This is a genomic window from Mycobacterium sp. IDUB_17 (assembly GCF_055419465.1).
Genome location: NZ_JBVAXS010000003.1, coordinates 464,221 through 482,607, shown reverse-complemented (window position 1 = coordinate 482,607; position 18,387 = coordinate 464,221). Strand labels below are relative to the sequence as shown.

Below are 18,387 nucleotides of genomic sequence, written 5' to 3'. Positions count from 1 at the left end.
CCCTGACGATAGATGCGCCGCAGAAAATGCGAATCATCCTGCAGCCCTTGATATTTCATGCATTCCCACCAGAGGGACCCCCACCCCCCATTGGGGCCATCCACTACCTCAGTCGTCGATTTTGTTTGCTACATATTCATATATGTGCCGTTATAGTGCTGTTATACGTGCGATTGAAATTTGCGAGAAAGCTTAGTCAGATTCTTAGATTTGCATCGTCAACGTCCCGAGACCCGCGCAACGCTGCGCACGCCGGCCTCGGGCCGCAGGTCGAGGCGACGTAGCGACTGCGCATTGAGTGCCACGACAACCGTCGACGCTGACATCAATATCGCCCCGATGGACATCGGCATTACAAAACCGAGCGGAGCGGCCACGCCGGCCGCCAGCGGGACCGAGATCAGGTTGTAACCCGCTGCCCACCAAAGGTTTTGCTTCATCTTCCGGTAGGACTGCCGGGACAGCTCGATCACCGAGAGCACCGATCGCGGATCCGAGCTCGCCAGAATGACACCCGCCGAGGCGATGGCGACATCGGTCCCCGCGCCGATGGCGATGCCGACGTCCGCCGCGGCCAACGCGGGTGCATCGTTGACGCCATCGCCGACCATGGCCACCTTCAAGCCTTCGTGCTGGAGTTCGGCGACCTTGGCGGCCTTGTCTTCAGGCCGTACACCTGCGAATACGCGGTCGATACCCAGCTCAGAGGCCACCGCGGAGGCCACTGGAGCGGCGTCACCAGTGATCATCACCACTTCGATGCCCAGATCGTGCAGGGCGTCGACGGCCTGCCGGGATTCCGGCCGGATCTCGTCGGCCAGCGCCAGGGCACCGACCGGCTCCCCGTCGACCAGTACGTGCAGCACGGTGGCGCCGGCCCAGTGTGCGGTGCCCGCAAGGGCGGCTTGCCCGGCTTGTTCGAGCAGTGCCGGCCCGCCGACCCGCACCCGCTGTCCACCGACCAGTGCGCTGACCCCGACCGCCGGCGAGGAGCTGAAGTCGCTTGCCGTAGGGACGTCGAGGCCGCGGTCCTGCGCCGCAGCGACGATGGCGCGGGCCAGCGGGTGTTCGGAATCCGCCTCGGCGGCCGCGGCCAACGCCAGCACGTCGTTCTCCGGGCGGTCCGTGACCGCCACCGCGGTGACGGCCGGCTCACCCTTGGTGAGGGTCCCGGTCTTGTCGAACAGCACCGCGCCGACAGTGCGCATGGTTTCCAGCGCCAGACGGTCCTTGATCAGCACGCCGCCCCGGGCGGCCCGCTCGGTCGCGATGGACACCACCAGCGGGATGGCCAAGCCGAGCGCATGGGGGCACGCGATGACCAGCACCGTGATCGTGCGGACCACCGCCTGGTCGGGTTCGCCCAGCAAGGTCCACGCCAGCGCGGTCAGCAACGCTGATCCCAGCGCGAACCAGAACAGCCAGCCCGCGGCCCGGTCGGCCAGGCGCTGCGCCCGCGACGAGGAGTTGATCGCCTCGCCGACCAGCCGTTGGATGCCGGCCAGCGCGGTGTCGTCGCCGACGGCCGTCACCCGGATCCGGAGTCCGGAGTCGGTGGCGACGGTGCCCGCGACGACGTCGTCACCCATGCCTCGGCGCACGGTCCGCGACTCTCCGGTGACCATCGACTCGTCCATATCGGCGGCACCGTCGACGATGCGGCCGTCGACGGGCACACTGCCGCCCGGCCGGACGATCACCAGGTCGCCGACCTGTAGATCCGCCGGGGCCACGGTCACCACCTGCTCGGCATCGCCATCGTTCTCGACGCGCTCGGCCTCGTCGGGCAGCAGCGCGGCCAGCGAGTCGAGTGCCGAGGTGGTCTGGGCCAGCGACCGCATCTCGATCCAGTGGCCCAGCAGCATGATCACGATCAGCAGCGCGAGCTCCCACCAGAAGTCCAGTTGGTGGTGCAGCACGCCGAGGCTCGCACCCCACGACGCGACGAAGGCGACCGTGATCGCCAATCCGATCAACAGCATCATTCCCGGTGCGCGCGAACGTATTTCACTGACGGCGCCGGTCAGGAACGGTCGGCCGCCCCACACGTACATGACCGTGCCGAGCAACGGGGAGATCCAACGCGCTCCGGGGAAGTCCGGGAGGTCGTAGCCGAGGAGCATCGCGAACATCGGCGAAAGCGCCACCGTCGGCACGGCGAGGGCCGTCATGACCCAGAACAGGCTCCGGAACTGGGCGACATGGTCGCCGTGGCCCGCATGCCCCGTGTGACCGGTGTGTTCGTGCTCGTGCATCGCGTGTTCGGTCGTGGTCATGTCGCCACTGTATACCCCTAGGGGGTATCTGGCTACCGTGATGGGCGTAACTGTTGACGGCGATGCACTATCCGCTGAACACCCCGCTGGGCCGCATGGGCGTACAAACCCTTGAGGAGAGCCCGAACCGCTGCGTGGCCTCCATACCCGTGGGCGGTCTACTCAATCCGCTGACGCACGTACCGACGCTGGCCCCACTGGCGATGCTCGTCGACCACATCGGCGGCCTGGTCAACCACCTCCGCCGTGATGACGACGAGTGGACGGTGTCCAGCGAGCTGGCCATCGAGCTCACCCCGCACGCGCTTGAGCTCGTCACGGCAGCGCCCGAGGAGCCGGTGGTGGCGACCGCGCGGCCGTTCGGCCCGAAGGGCACGGGTTCGTTGAGCCTCTCCGAGCTGACGCATGGCGGCCAGTTGATCGGGACGGCAACGGTGCGGTCCTTCCACATCCACGCCCCGGGGCACGTCGTCGCGTGGCCCTCCGAGTCGACGGAGGGAACGCCGCCCGCCGCACTGGAAGACCGCATGTCGGTCGAGGTCGCCGAGACCGGCGGCCGGACCGCGGCGTTACGGCAGCTGCCAGATCCCGTTGTCAACAACAGCATCGGCATCGTGCACGGCGGGGTGTCCGCGGCGGCACTCGAACTCGTGGGCTCCGCCGCTCTCAGCGACGGGACCGGTGCGCCCTGGCATACCGCGTCATTGCGGGTCAACTATCTGCGCCAGTTCCGCGGCGGCAACGAATCCCGTTATGAGGCACGGGCATTGCGTACCGGTCGAAGTTCCGGGGTCGCCGACGCGCAGGCCATCGGCGACGACGGCGCGGTCGCCCTGGTGGCCCGGCTGACCGCTTATCGCTGATTTCGGCACGGCAACGTAAATTTCACTCTGCAATCAATTTCACAACAACGATGCTGCCATTGCGCACTGGCGTGAAACCCTCCGGATGAACCACATCTACGGAGGAGTTCGCCATGAGTACGCCAACAATGTCACATCGATTGGCAGCCGAATTCATCGGGACGTTCTGGCTGGTCCTGGGCGGTTGCGGTAGCGCGGTGTTCGCCGCGAAGTTTCTCTCCGACAGCTTCTCCGTGGGGATCGGTTTCCTCGGGGTCGCCCTCGCGTTCGGCCTGACCGTGTTGACCGGGGTGTACGCCTTCGGCACCATCTCGGGCGGGCACTTCAATCCGGCGGTCACGCTGGGCGCCGCGCTGGCCCGCCGGGTCGAGTGGGCAGCCGTTGTGCCGTACTGGATTTCACAGGTTGTCGGCGGTCTGGTGGCCGGCCTGGTGATCTACGTGATCGCCAGCGGCAAGGACGGTTGGTCCGCCACCGGGAACATGGCCGCCAACGGTTACGGCGAGCACTCCCCCGGCGGATATTCACTGGCCGCGGTCCTTCTCGCCGAGGTGATCCTCACCGCGATTTTCCTGCTGGTCATCTTGGGTTCTACCGATGACCGCGCGCCGAAGGGCTTTGCCGGACTGGCGATCGGGCTCACCCTGACGCTGATCCACCTGATCTCGATCCCGATCTCCAACACCTCGGTCAACCCGGCCCGTTCCACAGCGGTCGCCTTCTTCAACGGCAACGGCGCGCCTGCGCAGCTGTGGGCGTTCTGGCTGGCCCCACTGGTCGGTGCGGCCATCGCCGGGCTGGCCTACTCGTTCCTGTTCGGTGTCGCCGACGAACTGGCCGACCGGCCGGTGCGCGAGGACGCCTTGGACCACCCGCGCGACCGCTAAATCAGGTCAAGTGGTCGAATTCACCACTGACCCAACGAATATGAGTCTCCGCTGACCGGTGCACTACATCCTTGGCGGCGCTGTCTATCTCATCGCCGCCAAGGGTGTAGAGCCGGTCATAGTCGTATTCGTCGAGCCGGTTCACGATCCGCCGCACCACCGCGGCCGACAGCGGGACGTGCTTGGGGAAGTTCCGTTGGAACGACACCCAGTTCCGCGCCAGTCCACCGGAGATGGTGTCCCCGACCAGCAGGGTGCCGTCGGCCGCGAGCGCCACCGAACTCCCCCGCATGTGGCCGCCGACGTGTATCAGCCGCAGTCCAGGTAGTGGTTCGCACTGTTTGTTCCACAGTTGAATCAGCGGATCCTGAGTGGGAAGCCACTCTGCGTCAAGGGCATTCACGTACACCGGGACTCCCCCGAACGCGCTGCTCCAACTGAGTTGCGCGCCGAACATGTGGGGATGACTGGCAGCGACGGCGTCAACACCGCCGAGGCCGTGAACGAGGCCGATGATCTCGTCATCCAGATAGCTCGGCGAATCCCACAGGAGGTTTCCGTGGGCGGTCTGCACCAGGAACGACCGGTGTCCGATGGCGAACTTGGGCGCCCTGCGCAGGCTGTGCACTCCGCGGCCGTGGTCGACGTGTTCGGTGTGGTGTGGCTGGGCCGCCAGTTCATCCAGCGTGGTCCAGGTGCCGTGCGGCGGCAGGTCGCCACGTTCTTCGATCGAAACCGTCTCGGAGGTCAGTATGCAGCTGCTCGCGGGTTCGGTGTCGGAATCCTGATGTTCCACACCACATCCCGTGCAAATCCAGGTAGGCATGACCCCAGACTGGCACCTCAACCATGGTTCAGGTCAAGCTACAGCGTGCGCAGGTTCGGAATCGCCTGACGCGCACCGAAACGCGGATTGTGCGCCAGTCCGCTGGCTTCCAGCAGTCGAACCGCCCGCTGCCGATGCGGGCGCAGTGGTTCGAGCAGCTCCACCATCGCTTCGTCATCGATCGGGTGGCCGAGGAGAGTGCGCCCCACCATCGTCGCCAAGTGATAGTCCCCCACCGACAGTGCATCGGCGTCACCGAAGGCACGTTGCACGGTTTCGGCTGCCGTCCATTCGCCGACGCCGGGCAGTGACCGCAGCGCCGTGACAGCCCGTTCGGCGGTGAGCCGCTCGAGGGCGTCGGCGCGCTGCGCGCACCCGACGATCGTGCGGGCCCGGCCCGGATCCACGTTGGCCCGGTGAAATTCCCACGACGGGATGCGCCGCCATGCCTCCGGGGTGGGCGGCACCCGCATCCCGACCGGCGCCGGTCCCGGGGCCGGGGCGCCGTACTTTGTCACCAACCACCGCCAGGCCCGCCAGGCGTCCATGCCCGAGACCCGCTGCTCGATGATCGCGGGCACCAAGGCTTCAAGTACCCGGCCGCTGCGGCCGAGACGCAGATGCGGCACCCGCCGGTGGGCCTCGGCGATCGTCGGCTCGACGGGGGCAAAACCGGTGGCGTCATCGTCTGCACCCACCAGCGCCGCGAATCCATCCAGAAACTCTGCGCTGCCGGCACCCCACGCCTCGCCGTCGACGGTATCGGGGGCCGATTTGGTGATCCGCACCGTGACCGGACCGGTATTCATCGCACTGGTGTGCCAGATCGCACCGTCGGCACCGACCCGGTTGCACGGGTCACCGCCGCCGCGCCGCCACGGGGCCAGCGTCAGGCCCGGGCTGGCCGGACCCTCGAATACGACGCTGGTTGAGGGCACCGCACCAGATTAGGCCAGGGCGATGTCCGCTTTGTCCGGGTAGAACGCCAGGTGACCGGCGATTTCAGCGACGGCCGGATACGGCTGCTCATATGTCCAGACCGCGTCCTCGACCCCGCCGACGTGGTAATAGTTCGCCTCGCCCTTGAATGGACAGTAGGTGGTGGTGGCACTGCGGGTCAGTGTCTCGGACACCGCGTCGGCGCGGGGGATGTAATACACCGCCGGGTAGGTCGACTCCTGCAGGGTCAGGGCGTCATCGGTCTGCGCGACGATCGCGCCGCCGATGGTGACGGTGACCCGACGTCCGGTCGGGGTGATGGCGATGGGGTGGGCTGCGCTGGGCTGCAGCACCTGGCGCTCGGTCATATGCGTGACAACGTCGAGGTGCCGCCACCGATTCCCACCAGGCTTCCTGGCGAGCCCAGCAGGAGCCGGGTTCACTGGGGTGATGGGAACATTGCAGAACGCGCAGTTGGGTGAGCTCGAGGTGGCCCGGATCGGTCTGGGCACGATGGGCATGTCGTTCGCGTACGGCAGCGCGGGCCGCGACGACGCCGAGTCCATCCGCACCATTCATCGGGCGATCGACCTCGGCGTCACCCTCATCGATACCGCCGAGGTCTACGGCCCGTACGTCAACGAAGAGTTGGTTGGCCAGGCACTGCAGGGCCGACGCGACAAGGTGGTGCTCGCCACCAAGTTCGGGGTGATCTCCCACACCGGCCGCGACGGGGCGGACAGCAGCCCGGCCAATATCCGCACCGCGGTGGAGGGGTCGTTGCGCCGGCTCGGCACCGATCACATCGATCTCTATTACCAGCACCGACTGGACCGAGACACCCCGATCGAGGAGACCGTCGGTGCGCTCGCCGAACTCGTCGCCGAGGGGAAGGTGGGCCATATCGGGTTGTCCGAGGTGGGCGTCGAGACCATCCGGCGGGCCCATGCGGTCCATCCGATCGCCGCACTGCAGTCGGAGTACTCGTTGTTCACCCGCGATCCCGAGGACGGGATCCTGGATGTGCTGCGCGAGAACGGTATCGGCTTTGTCGCGTACTCACCGCTGGGACGTGGTTTCCTCACCGGGCAGATCCGGTCCATCGACGATCTGGCCGCTGACGACACCCGCCGGGACAATCCCCGATTCACCGGTGAGAACTTCGCGGCGAATCTGCGCCTCGCCGACGAGGTGCGGGCAATCGCCGAAGCCTCGGGTGCGACGCCGGGTCAGGTCGCGCTCGCCTGGCTGCTGTCCCGCGGCCCCGATATCGTGCCGATCCCCGGAACCAAACGTATCGAGCGGTTGGAGGAGAACGTCGCCGCCGATTCCGTGACGCTCAGCGCCGAGCAGTTGTCCAGGCTGGACAACCTCGCCCCGGCTGCCGGTGCCCATCACAGCGAGGCTCAGATGCGGATGATCGACCGGTAGCCCGGGACTACGATCGGCCCATGACCGCGCCTGTGAAAGCCACCGTGTCGATCGCTGCCGACCCCGCAGCGGTGTATGCACTGATCACCGACCTGTCCACCCTGGCCGCGCTCGCCGAGGAGGCGCATGCGATGGAGTGGCAGAAGGGCACTTCCGCCACTCCTGGTTCGGTTTTCAAGGGGCACAACCGCAATGGCTCCAAAGCCTGGAGCACCACCTGCACCGTTACCGATGCCGAACCGGGCAAGACATTCGCCTTCGACGTGAAGTCCCTGGTGTTCCCGGTCGCGCACTGGCGCTACGACATCGTCGCTGCCGAAGGCGGGTGCACGGTGACCGAGTCCACCTGGGATCGCCGCGCGGGCTGGTTCAAGAAGGTCGCGGGTCTGGCCACCGGGGTCCCCGACCGCGATGGTGCCAATGCCGAGCACATCCAGCTCACCCTGCAGCGGCTCAAGGAGCGCGCCGAGGCTTGATGTCCACCCCGCCTACCTCAGAAGGGTGGCGGTGGTCCGTATTCTTCGGCGAGCCAGGCTTGGTAGTCGCGTTCGAATTCGAGGTCGTTGTTGAGTTCGGCGCGTAGCCGTCGTTCGGCGTTGATCCGGTCTCGGCGGTCTTGTTCGCGGGTTTGGCGGCGGGTCGGCATCCTCGCGCCCCGGTTCGGGTGGTGGGCCGGCGGTTCGGGGAGGTTCAGCTCCCCGGTCGGCTCAGCCAGCATCGGGAACATGCCGGCCCCGTGCGGTTCAGTGGTGTAGGTGTGCCCCGTCGGTGCGGTGAATTCGACAGTGCCATCGGGGAATTGGCGGTCCGACCAGCCCGCGCAGAAGGTCTTGACCAAGTGGTGGGCGCGGCAGTAGAGCTTGTTGTTCGAGGGATGCGTCGGACCCAGCGGGTAGGGCATCGTGTGGTCGATGTCGCAGCGCTCGACGGGGGCGTCACAGCCCGGGAACCGACAGGTGAGGTCCCGCCAGCGGATGAACTCCGAGAGCGCCACCGATGGGCGATACCCGGGCTCACCGGCATCGGAGTCGGCGGGTTGGGGTGGCTCGGTGGCTTCGGTGGGCTCAGCCGCGTCAGGCGACTCGCTGGGTTCTGCAGGTTGGTTGGGCACGTGCAGCGGCTTGATCTTCGCGGTGGCGGCCAGGTCGCGCACCGACTCGGCGGGCAGGATCCCGTGCCCCGGCAGGTATCCCGGATCATCCGAGCTGCCGTCGACGGTGGCCCGATCGGCCAGCACATGAACCACCGCCGCATCGGCCGCGGCCCGCTTCCGCGCCGCGGGGCACTCGTCACGACCACACCGGCAGGCCAGTTGGGATTCCAACCGGGCCAACGGGCCCACCGCATCCGCGCGACGCTGCTCACGAGTGCGTGGATCATGCTCACACACCGTCGCCGCCAGCGCGTTCAGGCGTTGATCCAAGGCGGTCCCGTCGGCGGCATCCAGGTTGGCCCACACCGTCGCCTTGCCCGGGCTGCCCGCCTCGACCTGCACGAACCGCTCCTCAGCCACATCCGGGGGTACCCGCACCCCATTCGGATCCAGTTTGGCGATCCACTGATCCACCCGGTCCCGCAACTGCCGCTGCGAAAACCGCATCCATCGGTGTGCCCGCGCCGCCAGTTCGGCATCCAGCCCGGCCCAGACTGCAGGATCCACGATGCCGGTGCGGGCAATGATCGTGCACACCACCCGATAATCGATATCCCCGACAGCGAACCGCGCCGCCACCAACGGCAGCTTGTCTCGCAACACCCGAGCATGATGAACCTGAGTCGCCGCCCGCCCCCGACTGATCCGCAACGCCGCCGAGACCTCCGCGGCGACTTCTTCGAACGGATCGGTCCGCCACAAAATGCTCTCGACCAACTCCTGTTCCCGCAGGCTGTCCAACGCCCCGATCGCGGCCAACCGTGCCGCGATCGCCACCGACTCCGCCCGCGCCGCACCACTGATCCTGTCGATCAGCTCCGCATCGGAATCGATATCGAACATACGTTCGATTATGCCACCACCCACCGACAACATCGGTCAGATCGCAGCAGTGCATTTGCGCTCCCTCGGGGGCGCGGGCACCGATGGATTCTGCTGAACATGCTTCTTTCTGCCATGAGGCGGTCAATTTCTGCCATCGGAAATTGTCCGGCTGACCTCTCGGTTTGGACAGTCATACCGGCACAGAGCGCACCAGAAATCGACAGCCGGACGAGGCAGGAAGAAGCAGGAAATGAAGAAGTTCGGATTCGCCGTCATCGCCGCCAGTGGATTGAGCGCAGGGGTTCTGGGCTTGGCCGCACCGGCACTGGCCGCCGAGCCCGCCCACGTCGCGGCCCCCAGCACCGTCACCGTCTCAGCGGGTGTCGACCACCTGGATTGGCTCGACCAGATCCACCCCAAGCCGATGGTTCCCAAGGTGGACAACACTGTTCGCCACAGCGGCGTCCGCTGACACCGGCAGACAAAGAGGGGCAGCCCGGAACGGGCTGCCCCTCTTCGCTTTTCATCCCCCCAGATTTGGCGCCCTTACGCAGTAAGGACTACTTGCTGTCGTGCGACCCGGAGGCCTGACCCGCGCCGGCCGGCTTCTTGCTCGACGCGCCCGAAGCCGGGGAGTCGGTACGGTCACCAGCCTTGCCCTTCAGCTTGGCCGTCACCGTGTCCTTCAACTTGGCCGCCAACTTGCTGGACGGCATCGCACTGACGTTCGGCTTGAGCGCCGACCGAACCGCACCGGAGACCGGCGAATCAACCTTCGCGACAGGCGATTTGACGGTGACAGCATCGTCCGTCGGGTCCGCTGCGAGCTTGGCGACAACGCCCGGCGCGGCGTCGGTGGCGGTATCGGCCTTGACGTTGAGCGTCACCGCATTGGTCGCTGACGTTGTCAGTGAGGGCACCGATGCCGGATCCGACGGTGCGTTGGCAGCGGGAGCCTTGGCGGTGAGGGCCTTGGGAGCCGACACGGTGTCCAGCGTGGCCGTTGCGCCGGCCGGAACGCCCAGTCCGGCACCGATCGCGGCGACAAGCTTGTTGACGCTATCCGTCAGGGAGGCGAACCCCGCGTCCAAGGTTCCACCCTTGAAAATGTTCTGCGCTCCGGGCGCCACGATGCCTGCCGCGATCAGCTGAGGAATGCGGGTGGTGAGCTGGCCGAGAAGTCCGGTCGGGCTCATGAGCCCCCCGGTCGGGTTGTTCAGCACATCGCCCACCATCAGGCCGGGAATGTTTGCCACATTTTCCAGAACACCCAGTGCATCACCCTCCTTGGCGGAGTCGACCGCACCCTGCAGTCCGTCAGCAATCGCCGTCCCAGCGCCGAGGAATGCGGAAAGCGCCGCAGTGCCGACCGCGCTCAAACCGCTACTGGCCAGTACTTTCACCGTCGCGGCCATGTTCGTGAGCATGTACGCCGGGATGTTGGCGATGTTCGTCAGCGGTGCGACCAACAGGAATCCGGCGGAGACCAGCTTGCTGAAGATCGAGGTCCACGCCGCCTTGATATTGCCCTGCTGAAGGTTGCTGAGGAGGGCGTCAATGAAGGCGGGGTCGGTCAGCTGACCACCGATCCGGTCAATGGTGGTGATCTCGGAGGTCATCGACTTGGTGATGATCTGGGCGTAGTTCAGCCAGTTGGCGGCAACCTGTTGCACGAGCGGGGCCGGCCGGGCCTGCCAGTTGTTGGCGACGGTCTGCACGTTGGCAGCGGTCACCTGCAGCGCCTCGACCAGGGTCTCGAACGGATTCACCTGCGCCACAAGCTGTGTGGCTGCGGTGCTCATCTTGACGGGATCAGGGAGCTGAGCCGCCTGCGGCATCAACCCGATGGATGCTGCGGCGATAGCAGTTGCGCCGACCAGGGCGATGCCCTTGGAGTTGCGTTGACCTGAACTGTTGGGTCGAACAGCTACGTACATTGAGCGGCTCCTTGCCGACCGAGGGGGGATGTGACCGGGACAACATACTCCCTAGTTACCGGTCGGTAACACTTGGATCCAGAAAGGCGATCTACGCCATTGCGCATCTTGGCAGGTCAGGCGGCTGAAAATGTCAGCGAAAATTGATTTCGGAAAGACTCGCCAGATCTGGGCGGATGCCGCTCGGCGGCCGGCGCCGACCTATGGGCCGATCGCTCGCTCCAACCTCAGTTCCCAGCAAACTCGATGAACCCCACCAACGTCACTTCAGGGCGGCCCGCTGTTGCCGCCAGGTACGCGGCGCGACGCCGAAGCGCTGCCGGAACCAGCGGGTGAAGTTCCCCGGCGTGGAGAACATGAGCATGACCGAGATGTCGGTGAGCGAGTTGTTGGGATTGGTCAGGAGGTGTTTGACGAGGTCAACGCGGGTGGTATCGAGCAGCTCGGTGAATGTCGTTCCGGCGCTTTGGAGTTGACGATGCAGGGTTCGGCGGTTGGTACCGAGGCTTCGTGCGACGTGGTCGATCGAGCACCGTCCTGCAGGCAACAGCAACTCGATGACTTCACGTGTGCGAGAGACGATGACCGCGTCCGTCGGGTCACTCCTCGGATTGAGGAGTTGCTGGGCGTAGGGCAGAAACTTCGGATCCGCCAGGACGTTCCTGGTGTCGAGGTCGGCCGAACGCAGGACGATGCCGTTGAAATCGCAGTCGAAGCTCACATTGTCGCCGAGCATTCGGCGATGCCGCCCCGTGTCCGACGGCCGGGGATGGCTGAAGCAGGTGGCCACCGGGCGCCAGTGATCTCCCGCGAGATCCGTCAGTATCCCGACCAAAGATCCGGCAACCAATTCGATGGATTGCCTTGGCGGCCTTCCGGTCCCGACGTTCAGCTCAAGGCGGATCGTGGTGACCTCGTCGGCCTCGATCACTCGAATCTGGAGGGCTTCGTTGTACATGTGGTTGTACCGGATGAGGGTCTGCATCGCGTCGCGCAGAAGCGGTTCGTCCCTGATCACCAGGCTCAGTGGTCCGAGATTGGCCAGGTGCCGGTTCTCAGCCAGACGCAATCCGACGTCGTCGCTCTCCGAAGATGCCGCTACATCTTCGAGCACATCGGCGACCGCCCTGGCCGAGACCCACCGGTCCGGCTGACTCATGCCCATCGGATCGAGCCCGGATCGCGCGAACAGCTCTTCGACATCCACCCCGATCTCGCCGGCGAGGTCCAGGAACCCATTGAACGCGGCGTACCGCGCGAGGGGCTCACGATTCTCCATGCCGACGACTCCAAATGATCAGAAAGATGTCTCTTGGGGATAAGTATTACCACCCACCCCCGGTCTATCGTCAAAGCTGGATCGGCACCTGGCAGCCGGCGATGAGCGCGGGAAGGACGCGGCGGCGGAAGGGTTCTAGCTGGTGGCGTACGGTGTGCGATTCACTGAGACGGGTGGCCCAGAGGTGCTGCGCTGGGAAAATGTCGCTGTCGGCGACCCCGGTCCCGGACAGGTACAGATTCGTCACGTGACGGTCGGTCTGAACTTCGCGGATACCTATTTCCGGACCGGCCTGTACCCGGCAGCACTCCCATCAGGCATCGGAGTCGAGGCCGCTGGTGTTGTCGAAGCCGTAGGCGCAGGCGTCCAAGATGTCGTCCCCGGCGACCGAGTCACCTACACCGGAAGCCCGTTGGGCGCCTACAGCACCGAACGCGTGATGCCCGCTGAGCATCTGATCGCCCTACCCGATGACGTCGATTTCGACACCGCCGCGGCATCGACGATGCGCGGATTGACCGCCGCGTACCTCCTGAGACGCATCTATCCGCTTCGGTCCGGCGACACCGTTCTGCTCCATGCCGCGGCCGGCGGTGTCGGGCTGTTGTTCTGCCAGTGGGCACATCTGTTGGGTATCAAGGTGATTGGCAGTGTGTCTTCGGACGAGAAGGCATCCGTGGCCCGGGCGCACGGCTGCGACGAGGTGATCGTGCACACCCGGGAGAACCTTGTCGATCGGGTACGCGAGCTGACCGACGGGCGCGGCGTACCCGTCGTCTATGACAGCGTCGGCGCCGCCACTTTCGACAGTTCCATCGACTGTCTCGCGCGGCGGGGCCTCCTCGTCTGCTTCGGCACCGCGTCGGGTCCGATTCCGCCGATCGACGCAATGCAGTTGGCCGCCAAGGGATCACTGTTCGTCACCCGCCCCGCCCTGGCCGACTACATCGCCGACCCCGCCGAACGTGAAGAGCTTGCCGGAGAGTTCTTCGGGCATGTCGCCAGTGGCCGGATCGCGGTCAAGATCAACCAGCGATATCCCCTCAGCGAGGCCGCGCACGCACACCGCGAACTCGAATCGGGCCGCAGCATCGGATCGTCGGTTCTGGTTCCCTGACGCTCAGAATGCGTAGCGGTGATACTGCGCCATGTACCGCAGCACCGGCACCGGCCTCATGATGGCCAGCATCATCCGGTAGTACCAGGGCAGTGTGTTGAACACCTTGTCTTCGAAGGGCGAGGTCCAGGCCAACAGCCGGGTGCCCGGTACCGCGCGCAAGATGTCCTCCGGCTTGTCGACGGCCCAATGCAGCTTGGCTCCGGATCGGCGCACCACGGTGTTGCTCCACTGCGATTTGATGCCGAAGGTGTTGAACGCATCGAATTGCAGTTCCCCGGAAGGGAACCCGTCGACGATGCGCCGCAGCAGCGCCACCCCGTCGTGTTCGGTGAGGTACATCGTCAGCCCCTCACCGATCATCAGGGTCGGCCGGTCGGCCGGGATGTCGCGCAGCCAGGCCGGGTCGGTCACCGAGGCGGCCACCACGTGATAGTGCTCGGCCGACGGGTAGAGCTGCTCGCGCAGGTGCGCGACTTCGGGGTAGTCGATGTCGTACCACTCGACACCGGGTCCCGGCTGCAGCCGGAAGAACCGGCCGTCCAGGCCGCAGCCCAGATGCAGCACGACGGCCTCGGGGTGCACGGCCAGGAACTGGCGGGTCCAGCGGTCGAAGTGCGCGCTGCGAGTCGTCACCGACGGTGACGTCGCCTCGGTGATCGAGGTGCGGCTCCAGTCGTAGTCGATGCGGTCGGCGATCTCTTTCGCCATCCGATCGCCCAGGATCGGGTTGGGCATGCCGGCGTCGAGCGCCTTGGCGTAGAACGTCGCCAACATGGTCTGGGGTGCCCCGGACAGGTCGACTTTCAGCTTGTCGGTCATATTCGCCAGGTTAGGCCGCAATACGCTTGCCGCCCAGTGGCTTAACACCCTTCGGCGTGGTGTTCAGCTGCCGTTGCGCGCGCGTTTGGCGGCGCGCAGGCCCACCCAGAACTTCGCAGCCTCGGCGATCGATTCCTCGACAGGCCTTGGCTGCCAACCGAGTTCACGTACCGCCTTGGAGTGATCGAGCTCGGCTTCGGCCCGCATGAGTCGCAGGGATTCCAGTGACAAACGCTCATCGGTGCCACGCAGCTTGCCCTTGATAGTGCCCGCCGCGGCCAGCGCATAGGACACCGGCAGCGGAATCGACCGCTGCGGCGGCGCGACACCGGCGGCCTCGGCGGCCAGGCGCGCCACGTCGGCGTTGCTGATCATCTTCTCCGAGATCAGGTAACGCTCTCCCGGGGTGCCCCGGTCGGCGGCCAGGAGCATGGCCTTGGCCGCATCGTCGATACCGACGGCTTCCAGGTCGATTCCGCTCATCACGAACGGCAGCTTGCCGAACGCGGCGCCGGCGATGATCGCGCCGTGCGGGGTCCGGCCCCAGTCGCCGCTGCCGTAGGTGGTCGACACGCACATCGCGACGGCAGGCACACCACGCTCACGCGCGTATTGCAGCACCAGATCTTCGGCCTGCACCCGCGAGCGCACGTAGGGCGTCACCTTCGACACGTCGACGATGTCGGCTTCGGTGGAGCGCTTGCCGCGCTTGCGTCCGACGGTGACGTAGCTGCTGGTGTAGACGAACTTGCGCAGCTCAGGGAACTCGGCAGCCACGTCGAGCACATTGCGGGTGCCCTCGACGTTGGTACGGAACAGCGGTGCCGGGTCGCGCAACCAACCACGGGCGTCGACGACGCAGTGGTAGACGACGTCGCAACCGGCCATCGCCTCGCGCAGGGCCTCGGTGTCGAAGACATCGCCGAGCACTCGCTTGACCGGCAGGTCATCGATCCCGATGGTGCTGGCGTTCGGCCGCACCATCGCCCGGATCTCGGACCCGTCATCAGCAGCGACCAGTTGCCGCAGCACATGCGAGCCCAGGAATCCGTTGGCCCCGATGACCAGTTTGGCGCTCACTGCGACCCGCCCCCGAACTTCTTGAGCCACGCCTCGGCCTCGTCGGTAAGGGTGCCGAGTTCGGCGGCCTTGCGGCACCACTTGCGGGCCGCGGAGGCGAACCGCAGGGGGTTGTAGACGTCTTCCTGACGGGACCACAGGCCGTCGCCGGCGTAGGTCAGGATCGAGATGTTGGTGGCGGTGATGATGGTGCCGTCACCCGGGTCACGCATGGGGTTGTCCAGTTCGCAGATGATGCGTCCGGTGGGCTCGTCGATCACCGACCACAGCGACGGGAACGACGTCATGTAGCTGCCGGGGAAGGTGGTCATGGTCTTCCAGATCCACGGCCGCACCTGCTCGCGGCCCTTCATTGTGCCCACGGCGTGCTCGATGTAGTCGACGTCGACGGTGTAATGGTCGGCCCACACATCCCAGTTCTTGGTCTGCGCGGCCCGGTCGACGGTCTGCTCGAACGTTTCGAAGGCAGCGGCGAGTTCCTCGCGGCTGAAAGGGCTGCTCGTCACCCCAAAACTAGAACACGTTCTACCGGTCTTTGTCGAGACCTGTCACTGCACTGCCAGCACCCGCCGGGAACCCAGCGGGGCCTGCAGGGCGACCTCCGCGGTGCCACGCACCGCTAGGGCGATACACATGCGGCCGACGGACTCCGGTGGCGTTCCGCCGCGAAGCTCGATCGTGACCGTGTCGGCGGTCTCCTGCGTGACCAGGTGGACTCCGAAGCAATCCGGGGTACCGGCGGTGAAGTTGACCGACAGGCGGTCCTGGTCGCGGCTGAAGGATTCGATCGAAGTCAGGTGGGGATCAACGATCGCGGGGTTGTCGGTGAACAGGGTGCGCGCGGGATCGGGTGGCACCTCAGGCACCGCGACCTGAGCCGGTTCGGCCGCCGCGGTGGGGCATCCGGCCAGCAGGAGTAAACCGGCGAGCGCGGCGGTTGCAACTACACGCATGACCACCACGGTAATCACGGAGCACAATGGGGCACATGGGTAACTATTCGACAGCGATCCTGGCGGGCGGCTGCTTCTGGGGCATGCAGGACCTCATCCGCAAGCAGCCCGGCGTGATCTCCACCCGGGTGGGTTACACCGGTGGCCGCAACGACCACCCGACGTACCGCAATCATCCGGGCCACGCGGAGGCCGTCGAGATCGTCTACGACCCGACGCAGACCGACTTCCGTGCGCTGCTGGAGTTCTTCTTCCAGATCCACGATCCGTCCACCAAGGACCGGCAGGGCAATGACGCCGGCACCAGCTACCGGTCGGCGATCTTCTACCTCGATGACGAGCAGAAGCGCGTCGCGCTGGACACCATCGCCGATGTGGACGCGTCGGGACTGTGGCCGGGAAAGGTGGTCACCGAGGTGACCGCGGCGAGCGATTTTTGGGAGGCCGAGCCCGAGCACCAGGACTACCTGGTGCATTACCCGAACGGGTACACCTGCCACTTCCCGCGCGCGGGCTGGAAGCTGCCCAAGCGGCAGACCGCCGGCTAGGGACGGTCAGGCCCCCAGCGGCGTGGCACGGCGGCGCACCACGATGCGCCCGCCCGCCGCGGGGGTGTAGGCCACCCCGCGGGAGTGCACCTTCTCGCCCGGCGCGGTGGTGGTCTCGATGACGAAGTGGCGCAGCACCGTTCGCAGCACCACATCCATCTCTACGTTGGCGAACACCGCCCCGACGCAGCGCCGGGTGCCGCCGCCGTACGGCAGCCAGCCCAGGCCCGGCCGTTTGCCCACGAATCGCTGCGGGTCGAACCGGTCCGGATCGGTGAACTCCTTTTCGGCCTCCTGGATCTGCGAGATGGCCACAATGATCGAGTGCCCACGCGGAATCTCCCACTCCCCCAGCCTGATTGACGGTGCGTAGACGCGACGGCCGGCAAAGTCGATGACGGTCCGGTTGCGCTGCACCTCCAGGATGGTGGCTTGACGGTATTCGTTGTTGTCGGTGGCAGCCTCGGCCACCAGGTCGGACAGCACCTGTGGATGACGGCTGATCCGCTCGAAGGCCCAGCCCAGGGTCGAGGCCGTGGTCTCGTGGCCGGCGGCCAGCAGGGTCAGCAGCTCGTCACCGATGTCCTTGCGGGACATGGCCGATCCGTCCTCGTACGTGCTGCGCAACAGCAGCGCCAGGATGTCGTCGCGCTGGTCGAAGTCGGGGTCGGCTTCGACCCGGTCGATCAGCCGGTCGATGACGGCGTCGTAGCGTCGACGGTACGAGGCGAGCCGGCCCCACGGGCTGAACCGGCCGTAGGTCCGCTTCGGGGTCGGCACTACCACCAGCCGCGAGCCCAGGGTGACCCAGGGCGGGATGATGCGGCGCAACTCGTCGAGTTGTTCGCCATCGGCGCCGAACACCGCGCGCAGGATCGCGTTGAGCGTGATCCGCATCATCGGTTCGAGCGTCTCGAACTGCTGCCCCTCGGGCCAGTTCGCCGTTTCCCGCAGCGTCTCCTCTTCGAAGATCTGCTCATAGTTCCTGATGCTCTTGCCGTGGAACGGCGGGGTGAGCAGCTTGCGACGGCGACGGTGATCGGTGCCGTCGAGGGCGAACACCGATCCGGAGCCGAGGATTCGGCTCAGGTTGGGCTGGATGTTGCCGACGTCGTCGGTGTTGGCGGCGAAGAGCTGCTTGGCCAGCTGGGCATCGGCGATCATCACGGTGGGACCGAAGATCGGGAGCTTGAGGCTGAACACGTCGCCCTGCCGGCGGGCGACCTGCTTGACCACCCAGCGTCTGGCCAGTGCGAAGCCGATGGCCTGCAAGGGCTTCGGAACGCGCGCGGGTGGCGGTACCCGGCCCGGCGCGGCGCTCCCGGTGGGGTCGTCGGTGGCCTTCTCAGCAGCTACGAGCTCGGTCATACCATCTCCAGCAAGTACTGGTACCGCGCGGTACCATCGGTTATGGGGTACGGTACCCCCAGGTACCAGGCAACGCAAGGGGG

At 66.2% G+C, this 18,387-nt stretch carries 19 protein-coding genes; 7 read left to right on the top strand and 12 right to left on the bottom strand.

The features are described 5' to 3' along the window. Positions 1-218 precede the first annotated feature (218 nt). Positions 219-2,276, bottom strand: a complete 2,058-nt coding sequence (locus ACZYZ7_RS15315; protein WP_450071487.1) for a heavy metal translocating P-type ATPase — start codon at positions 2,274-2,276, stop codon at positions 219-221. 62 nt (positions 2,277-2,338) lie between these two features. Between ACZYZ7_RS15315 and ACZYZ7_RS15310 the strand changes: the two genes are divergently transcribed. Beyond that, on the top strand, positions 2,339-3,139 hold the full coding sequence (locus ACZYZ7_RS15310) for a PaaI family thioesterase (protein ID WP_450071488.1): 801 nt from the start codon (positions 2,339-2,341) through the stop codon (positions 3,137-3,139). Between the two features lie 113 nt (positions 3,140-3,252). Next, complete coding sequence (gene aqpZ, locus ACZYZ7_RS15305; RefSeq protein WP_450071489.1) at positions 3,253-4,026, top strand: aquaporin Z; 774 nt, start codon at positions 3,253-3,255, stop codon at positions 4,024-4,026. A 1-nt stretch (position 4,027) separates the two neighbouring features. On the opposite strand, the gene ACZYZ7_RS15300 is transcribed toward aqpZ, so the two are convergent. Genes ACZYZ7_RS15300 through ACZYZ7_RS15290 form a run of 3 tightly spaced genes read right to left on the bottom strand, consistent with a single transcriptional unit; the run spans position 4,028 to position 6,159 of the window. Continuing rightward, positions 4,028-4,852 (bottom strand): MBL fold metallo-hydrolase, encoded by an 825-nt coding sequence (locus ACZYZ7_RS15300; protein WP_450071490.1) that lies wholly within the window; start codon positions 4,850-4,852, stop codon positions 4,028-4,030. A 38-nt stretch (positions 4,853-4,890) separates the two neighbouring features. Continuing rightward, positions 4,891-5,790: a DNA-3-methyladenine glycosylase family protein gene (locus ACZYZ7_RS15295; protein WP_450071491.1), complete on the bottom strand. Its 900-nt coding sequence runs from the start codon at positions 5,788-5,790 to the stop codon at positions 4,891-4,893. Between the two features lie 9 nt (positions 5,791-5,799). Then, positions 5,800-6,159, bottom strand: a complete 360-nt coding sequence (locus tag ACZYZ7_RS15290) for a DUF427 domain-containing protein (RefSeq protein WP_450071492.1) — start codon at positions 6,157-6,159, stop codon at positions 5,800-5,802. A gap of 91 nt (positions 6,160-6,250) precedes the next feature. Between ACZYZ7_RS15290 and ACZYZ7_RS15285 the strand changes: the two genes are divergently transcribed. After that, positions 6,251-7,222, top strand: coding sequence for an aldo/keto reductase (locus tag ACZYZ7_RS15285; protein WP_450071590.1), 972 nt, complete (start codon positions 6,251-6,253; stop codon positions 7,220-7,222). Between the two features lie 20 nt (positions 7,223-7,242). Next, positions 7,243-7,698: an SRPBCC family protein gene (locus tag ACZYZ7_RS15280; RefSeq protein WP_135459486.1), complete on the top strand. Its 456-nt coding sequence runs from the start codon at positions 7,243-7,245 to the stop codon at positions 7,696-7,698. A gap of 17 nt (positions 7,699-7,715) precedes the next feature. On the opposite strand, the gene ACZYZ7_RS15275 is transcribed toward ACZYZ7_RS15280, so the two are convergent. Then, complete coding sequence (locus ACZYZ7_RS15275) at positions 7,716-9,218, bottom strand: HNH endonuclease signature motif containing protein (protein WP_450071493.1); 1,503 nt, start codon at positions 9,216-9,218, stop codon at positions 7,716-7,718. 232 nt (positions 9,219-9,450) lie between these two features. Between ACZYZ7_RS15275 and ACZYZ7_RS15270 the strand changes: the two genes are divergently transcribed. Then, entirely contained in the window at positions 9,451-9,672 is a 222-nt protein-coding gene (locus ACZYZ7_RS15270; RefSeq protein ID WP_450071494.1) for a hypothetical protein, read from the top strand. Positions 9,673-9,760: 88 nt separating this feature from the next. Here the strand turns inward: ACZYZ7_RS15270 and ACZYZ7_RS15265 are convergent, their stop codons facing one another. Next, positions 9,761-11,137 carry a hypothetical protein gene (locus ACZYZ7_RS15265; protein ID WP_450071495.1) on the bottom strand — a complete coding sequence of 459 codons (1,377 nt, stop codon included), beginning with the start codon at positions 11,135-11,137 and terminating at the stop codon, positions 9,761-9,763. Positions 11,138-11,399: 262 nt separating this feature from the next. Next, positions 11,400-12,416 carry an AraC family transcriptional regulator gene (locus ACZYZ7_RS15260; RefSeq protein WP_450071496.1) on the bottom strand — a complete coding sequence of 339 codons (1,017 nt, stop codon included), beginning with the start codon at positions 12,414-12,416 and terminating at the stop codon, positions 11,400-11,402. 142 nt (positions 12,417-12,558) lie between these two features. Between ACZYZ7_RS15260 and ACZYZ7_RS15255 the strand changes: the two genes are divergently transcribed. Beyond that, positions 12,559-13,533, top strand: coding sequence for a quinone oxidoreductase family protein (locus ACZYZ7_RS15255; RefSeq protein WP_450071497.1), 975 nt, complete (start codon positions 12,559-12,561; stop codon positions 13,531-13,533). Between the two features lie 3 nt (positions 13,534-13,536). Here the strand turns inward: ACZYZ7_RS15255 and ACZYZ7_RS15250 are convergent, their stop codons facing one another. The 4 genes from ACZYZ7_RS15250 to ACZYZ7_RS15235 form a co-directional block, all read right to left on the bottom strand. Beyond that, on the bottom strand, positions 13,537-14,355 hold the full coding sequence (locus tag ACZYZ7_RS15250) for a class I SAM-dependent methyltransferase (protein WP_135459491.1): 819 nt from the start codon (positions 14,353-14,355) through the stop codon (positions 13,537-13,539). Positions 14,356-14,418: 63 nt separating this feature from the next. After that, positions 14,419-15,435, bottom strand: coding sequence for an NAD-dependent epimerase/dehydratase family protein (locus ACZYZ7_RS15245; RefSeq protein ID WP_450071498.1), 1,017 nt, complete (start codon positions 15,433-15,435; stop codon positions 14,419-14,421). After that, on the bottom strand, positions 15,432-15,941 hold the full coding sequence (locus tag ACZYZ7_RS15240; RefSeq protein WP_450071499.1) for a nuclear transport factor 2-like protein: 510 nt from the start codon (positions 15,939-15,941) through the stop codon (positions 15,432-15,434). The genes ACZYZ7_RS15245 and ACZYZ7_RS15240 overlap by 4 nt, the downstream gene beginning before the upstream one ends. Positions 15,942-15,983: 42 nt before the next feature. Continuing rightward, positions 15,984-16,388 carry a hypothetical protein gene (locus tag ACZYZ7_RS15235; protein ID WP_450071500.1) on the bottom strand — a complete coding sequence of 135 codons (405 nt, stop codon included), beginning with the start codon at positions 16,386-16,388 and terminating at the stop codon, positions 15,984-15,986. 35 nt (positions 16,389-16,423) lie between these two features. Between ACZYZ7_RS15235 and msrA the strand changes: the two genes are divergently transcribed. Next, positions 16,424-16,936, top strand: a complete 513-nt coding sequence (msrA, locus tag ACZYZ7_RS15230; protein ID WP_450071501.1) for a peptide-methionine (S)-S-oxide reductase MsrA — start codon at positions 16,424-16,426, stop codon at positions 16,934-16,936. A gap of 6 nt (positions 16,937-16,942) precedes the next feature. Here msrA and ACZYZ7_RS15225 read toward each other — a convergent pair whose 3' ends face one another. After that, on the bottom strand, positions 16,943-18,304 hold the full coding sequence (locus ACZYZ7_RS15225; RefSeq protein ID WP_450071502.1) for a cytochrome P450: 1,362 nt from the start codon (positions 18,302-18,304) through the stop codon (positions 16,943-16,945). Positions 18,305-18,387: the final 83 nt, after the last annotated feature.

Excerpts from the sequence above, each read along its gene's own strand:
- ACZYZ7_RS15315 (WP_450071487.1), bottom strand. The coding sequence starts at position 2,276 with ATGACCACGACCGAACACGCGATGCACGAGCACGAACACACCGGTCAC.
- ACZYZ7_RS15310 (WP_450071488.1), top strand. The coding sequence starts at position 2,339 with ATGCACTATCCGCTGAACACCCCGCTGGGCCGCATGGGCGTACAAACC.
- aqpZ (WP_450071489.1), top strand. The coding sequence starts at position 3,253 with ATGAGTACGCCAACAATGTCACATCGATTGGCAGCCGAATTCATCGGG.
- ACZYZ7_RS15300 (WP_450071490.1), bottom strand. The coding sequence starts at position 4,852 with ATGCCTACCTGGATTTGCACGGGATGTGGTGTGGAACATCAGGATTCC.
- ACZYZ7_RS15290 (WP_450071492.1), bottom strand. The coding sequence starts at position 6,159 with ATGACCGAGCGCCAGGTGCTGCAGCCCAGCGCAGCCCACCCCATCGCC.
- ACZYZ7_RS15280 (WP_135459486.1), top strand. The coding sequence starts at position 7,243 with ATGACCGCGCCTGTGAAAGCCACCGTGTCGATCGCTGCCGACCCCGCA.
- ACZYZ7_RS15275 (WP_450071493.1), bottom strand. The coding sequence starts at position 9,218 with ATGTTCGATATCGATTCCGATGCGGAGCTGATCGACAGGATCAGTGGT.
- ACZYZ7_RS15270 (WP_450071494.1), top strand. The coding sequence starts at position 9,451 with ATGAAGAAGTTCGGATTCGCCGTCATCGCCGCCAGTGGATTGAGCGCA.
- ACZYZ7_RS15265 (WP_450071495.1), bottom strand. The coding sequence starts at position 11,137 with ATGTACGTAGCTGTTCGACCCAACAGTTCAGGTCAACGCAACTCCAAG.
- ACZYZ7_RS15260 (WP_450071496.1), bottom strand. The coding sequence starts at position 12,416 with ATGGAGAATCGTGAGCCCCTCGCGCGGTACGCCGCGTTCAATGGGTTC.
- ACZYZ7_RS15250 (WP_135459491.1), bottom strand. The coding sequence starts at position 14,355 with ATGACCGACAAGCTGAAAGTCGACCTGTCCGGGGCACCCCAGACCATG.
- ACZYZ7_RS15235 (WP_450071500.1), bottom strand. The coding sequence starts at position 16,388 with ATGCGTGTAGTTGCAACCGCCGCGCTCGCCGGTTTACTCCTGCTGGCC.
- msrA (WP_450071501.1), top strand. The coding sequence starts at position 16,424 with ATGGGTAACTATTCGACAGCGATCCTGGCGGGCGGCTGCTTCTGGGGC.
- ACZYZ7_RS15225 (WP_450071502.1), bottom strand. The coding sequence starts at position 18,304 with ATGACCGAGCTCGTAGCTGCTGAGAAGGCCACCGACGACCCCACCGGG.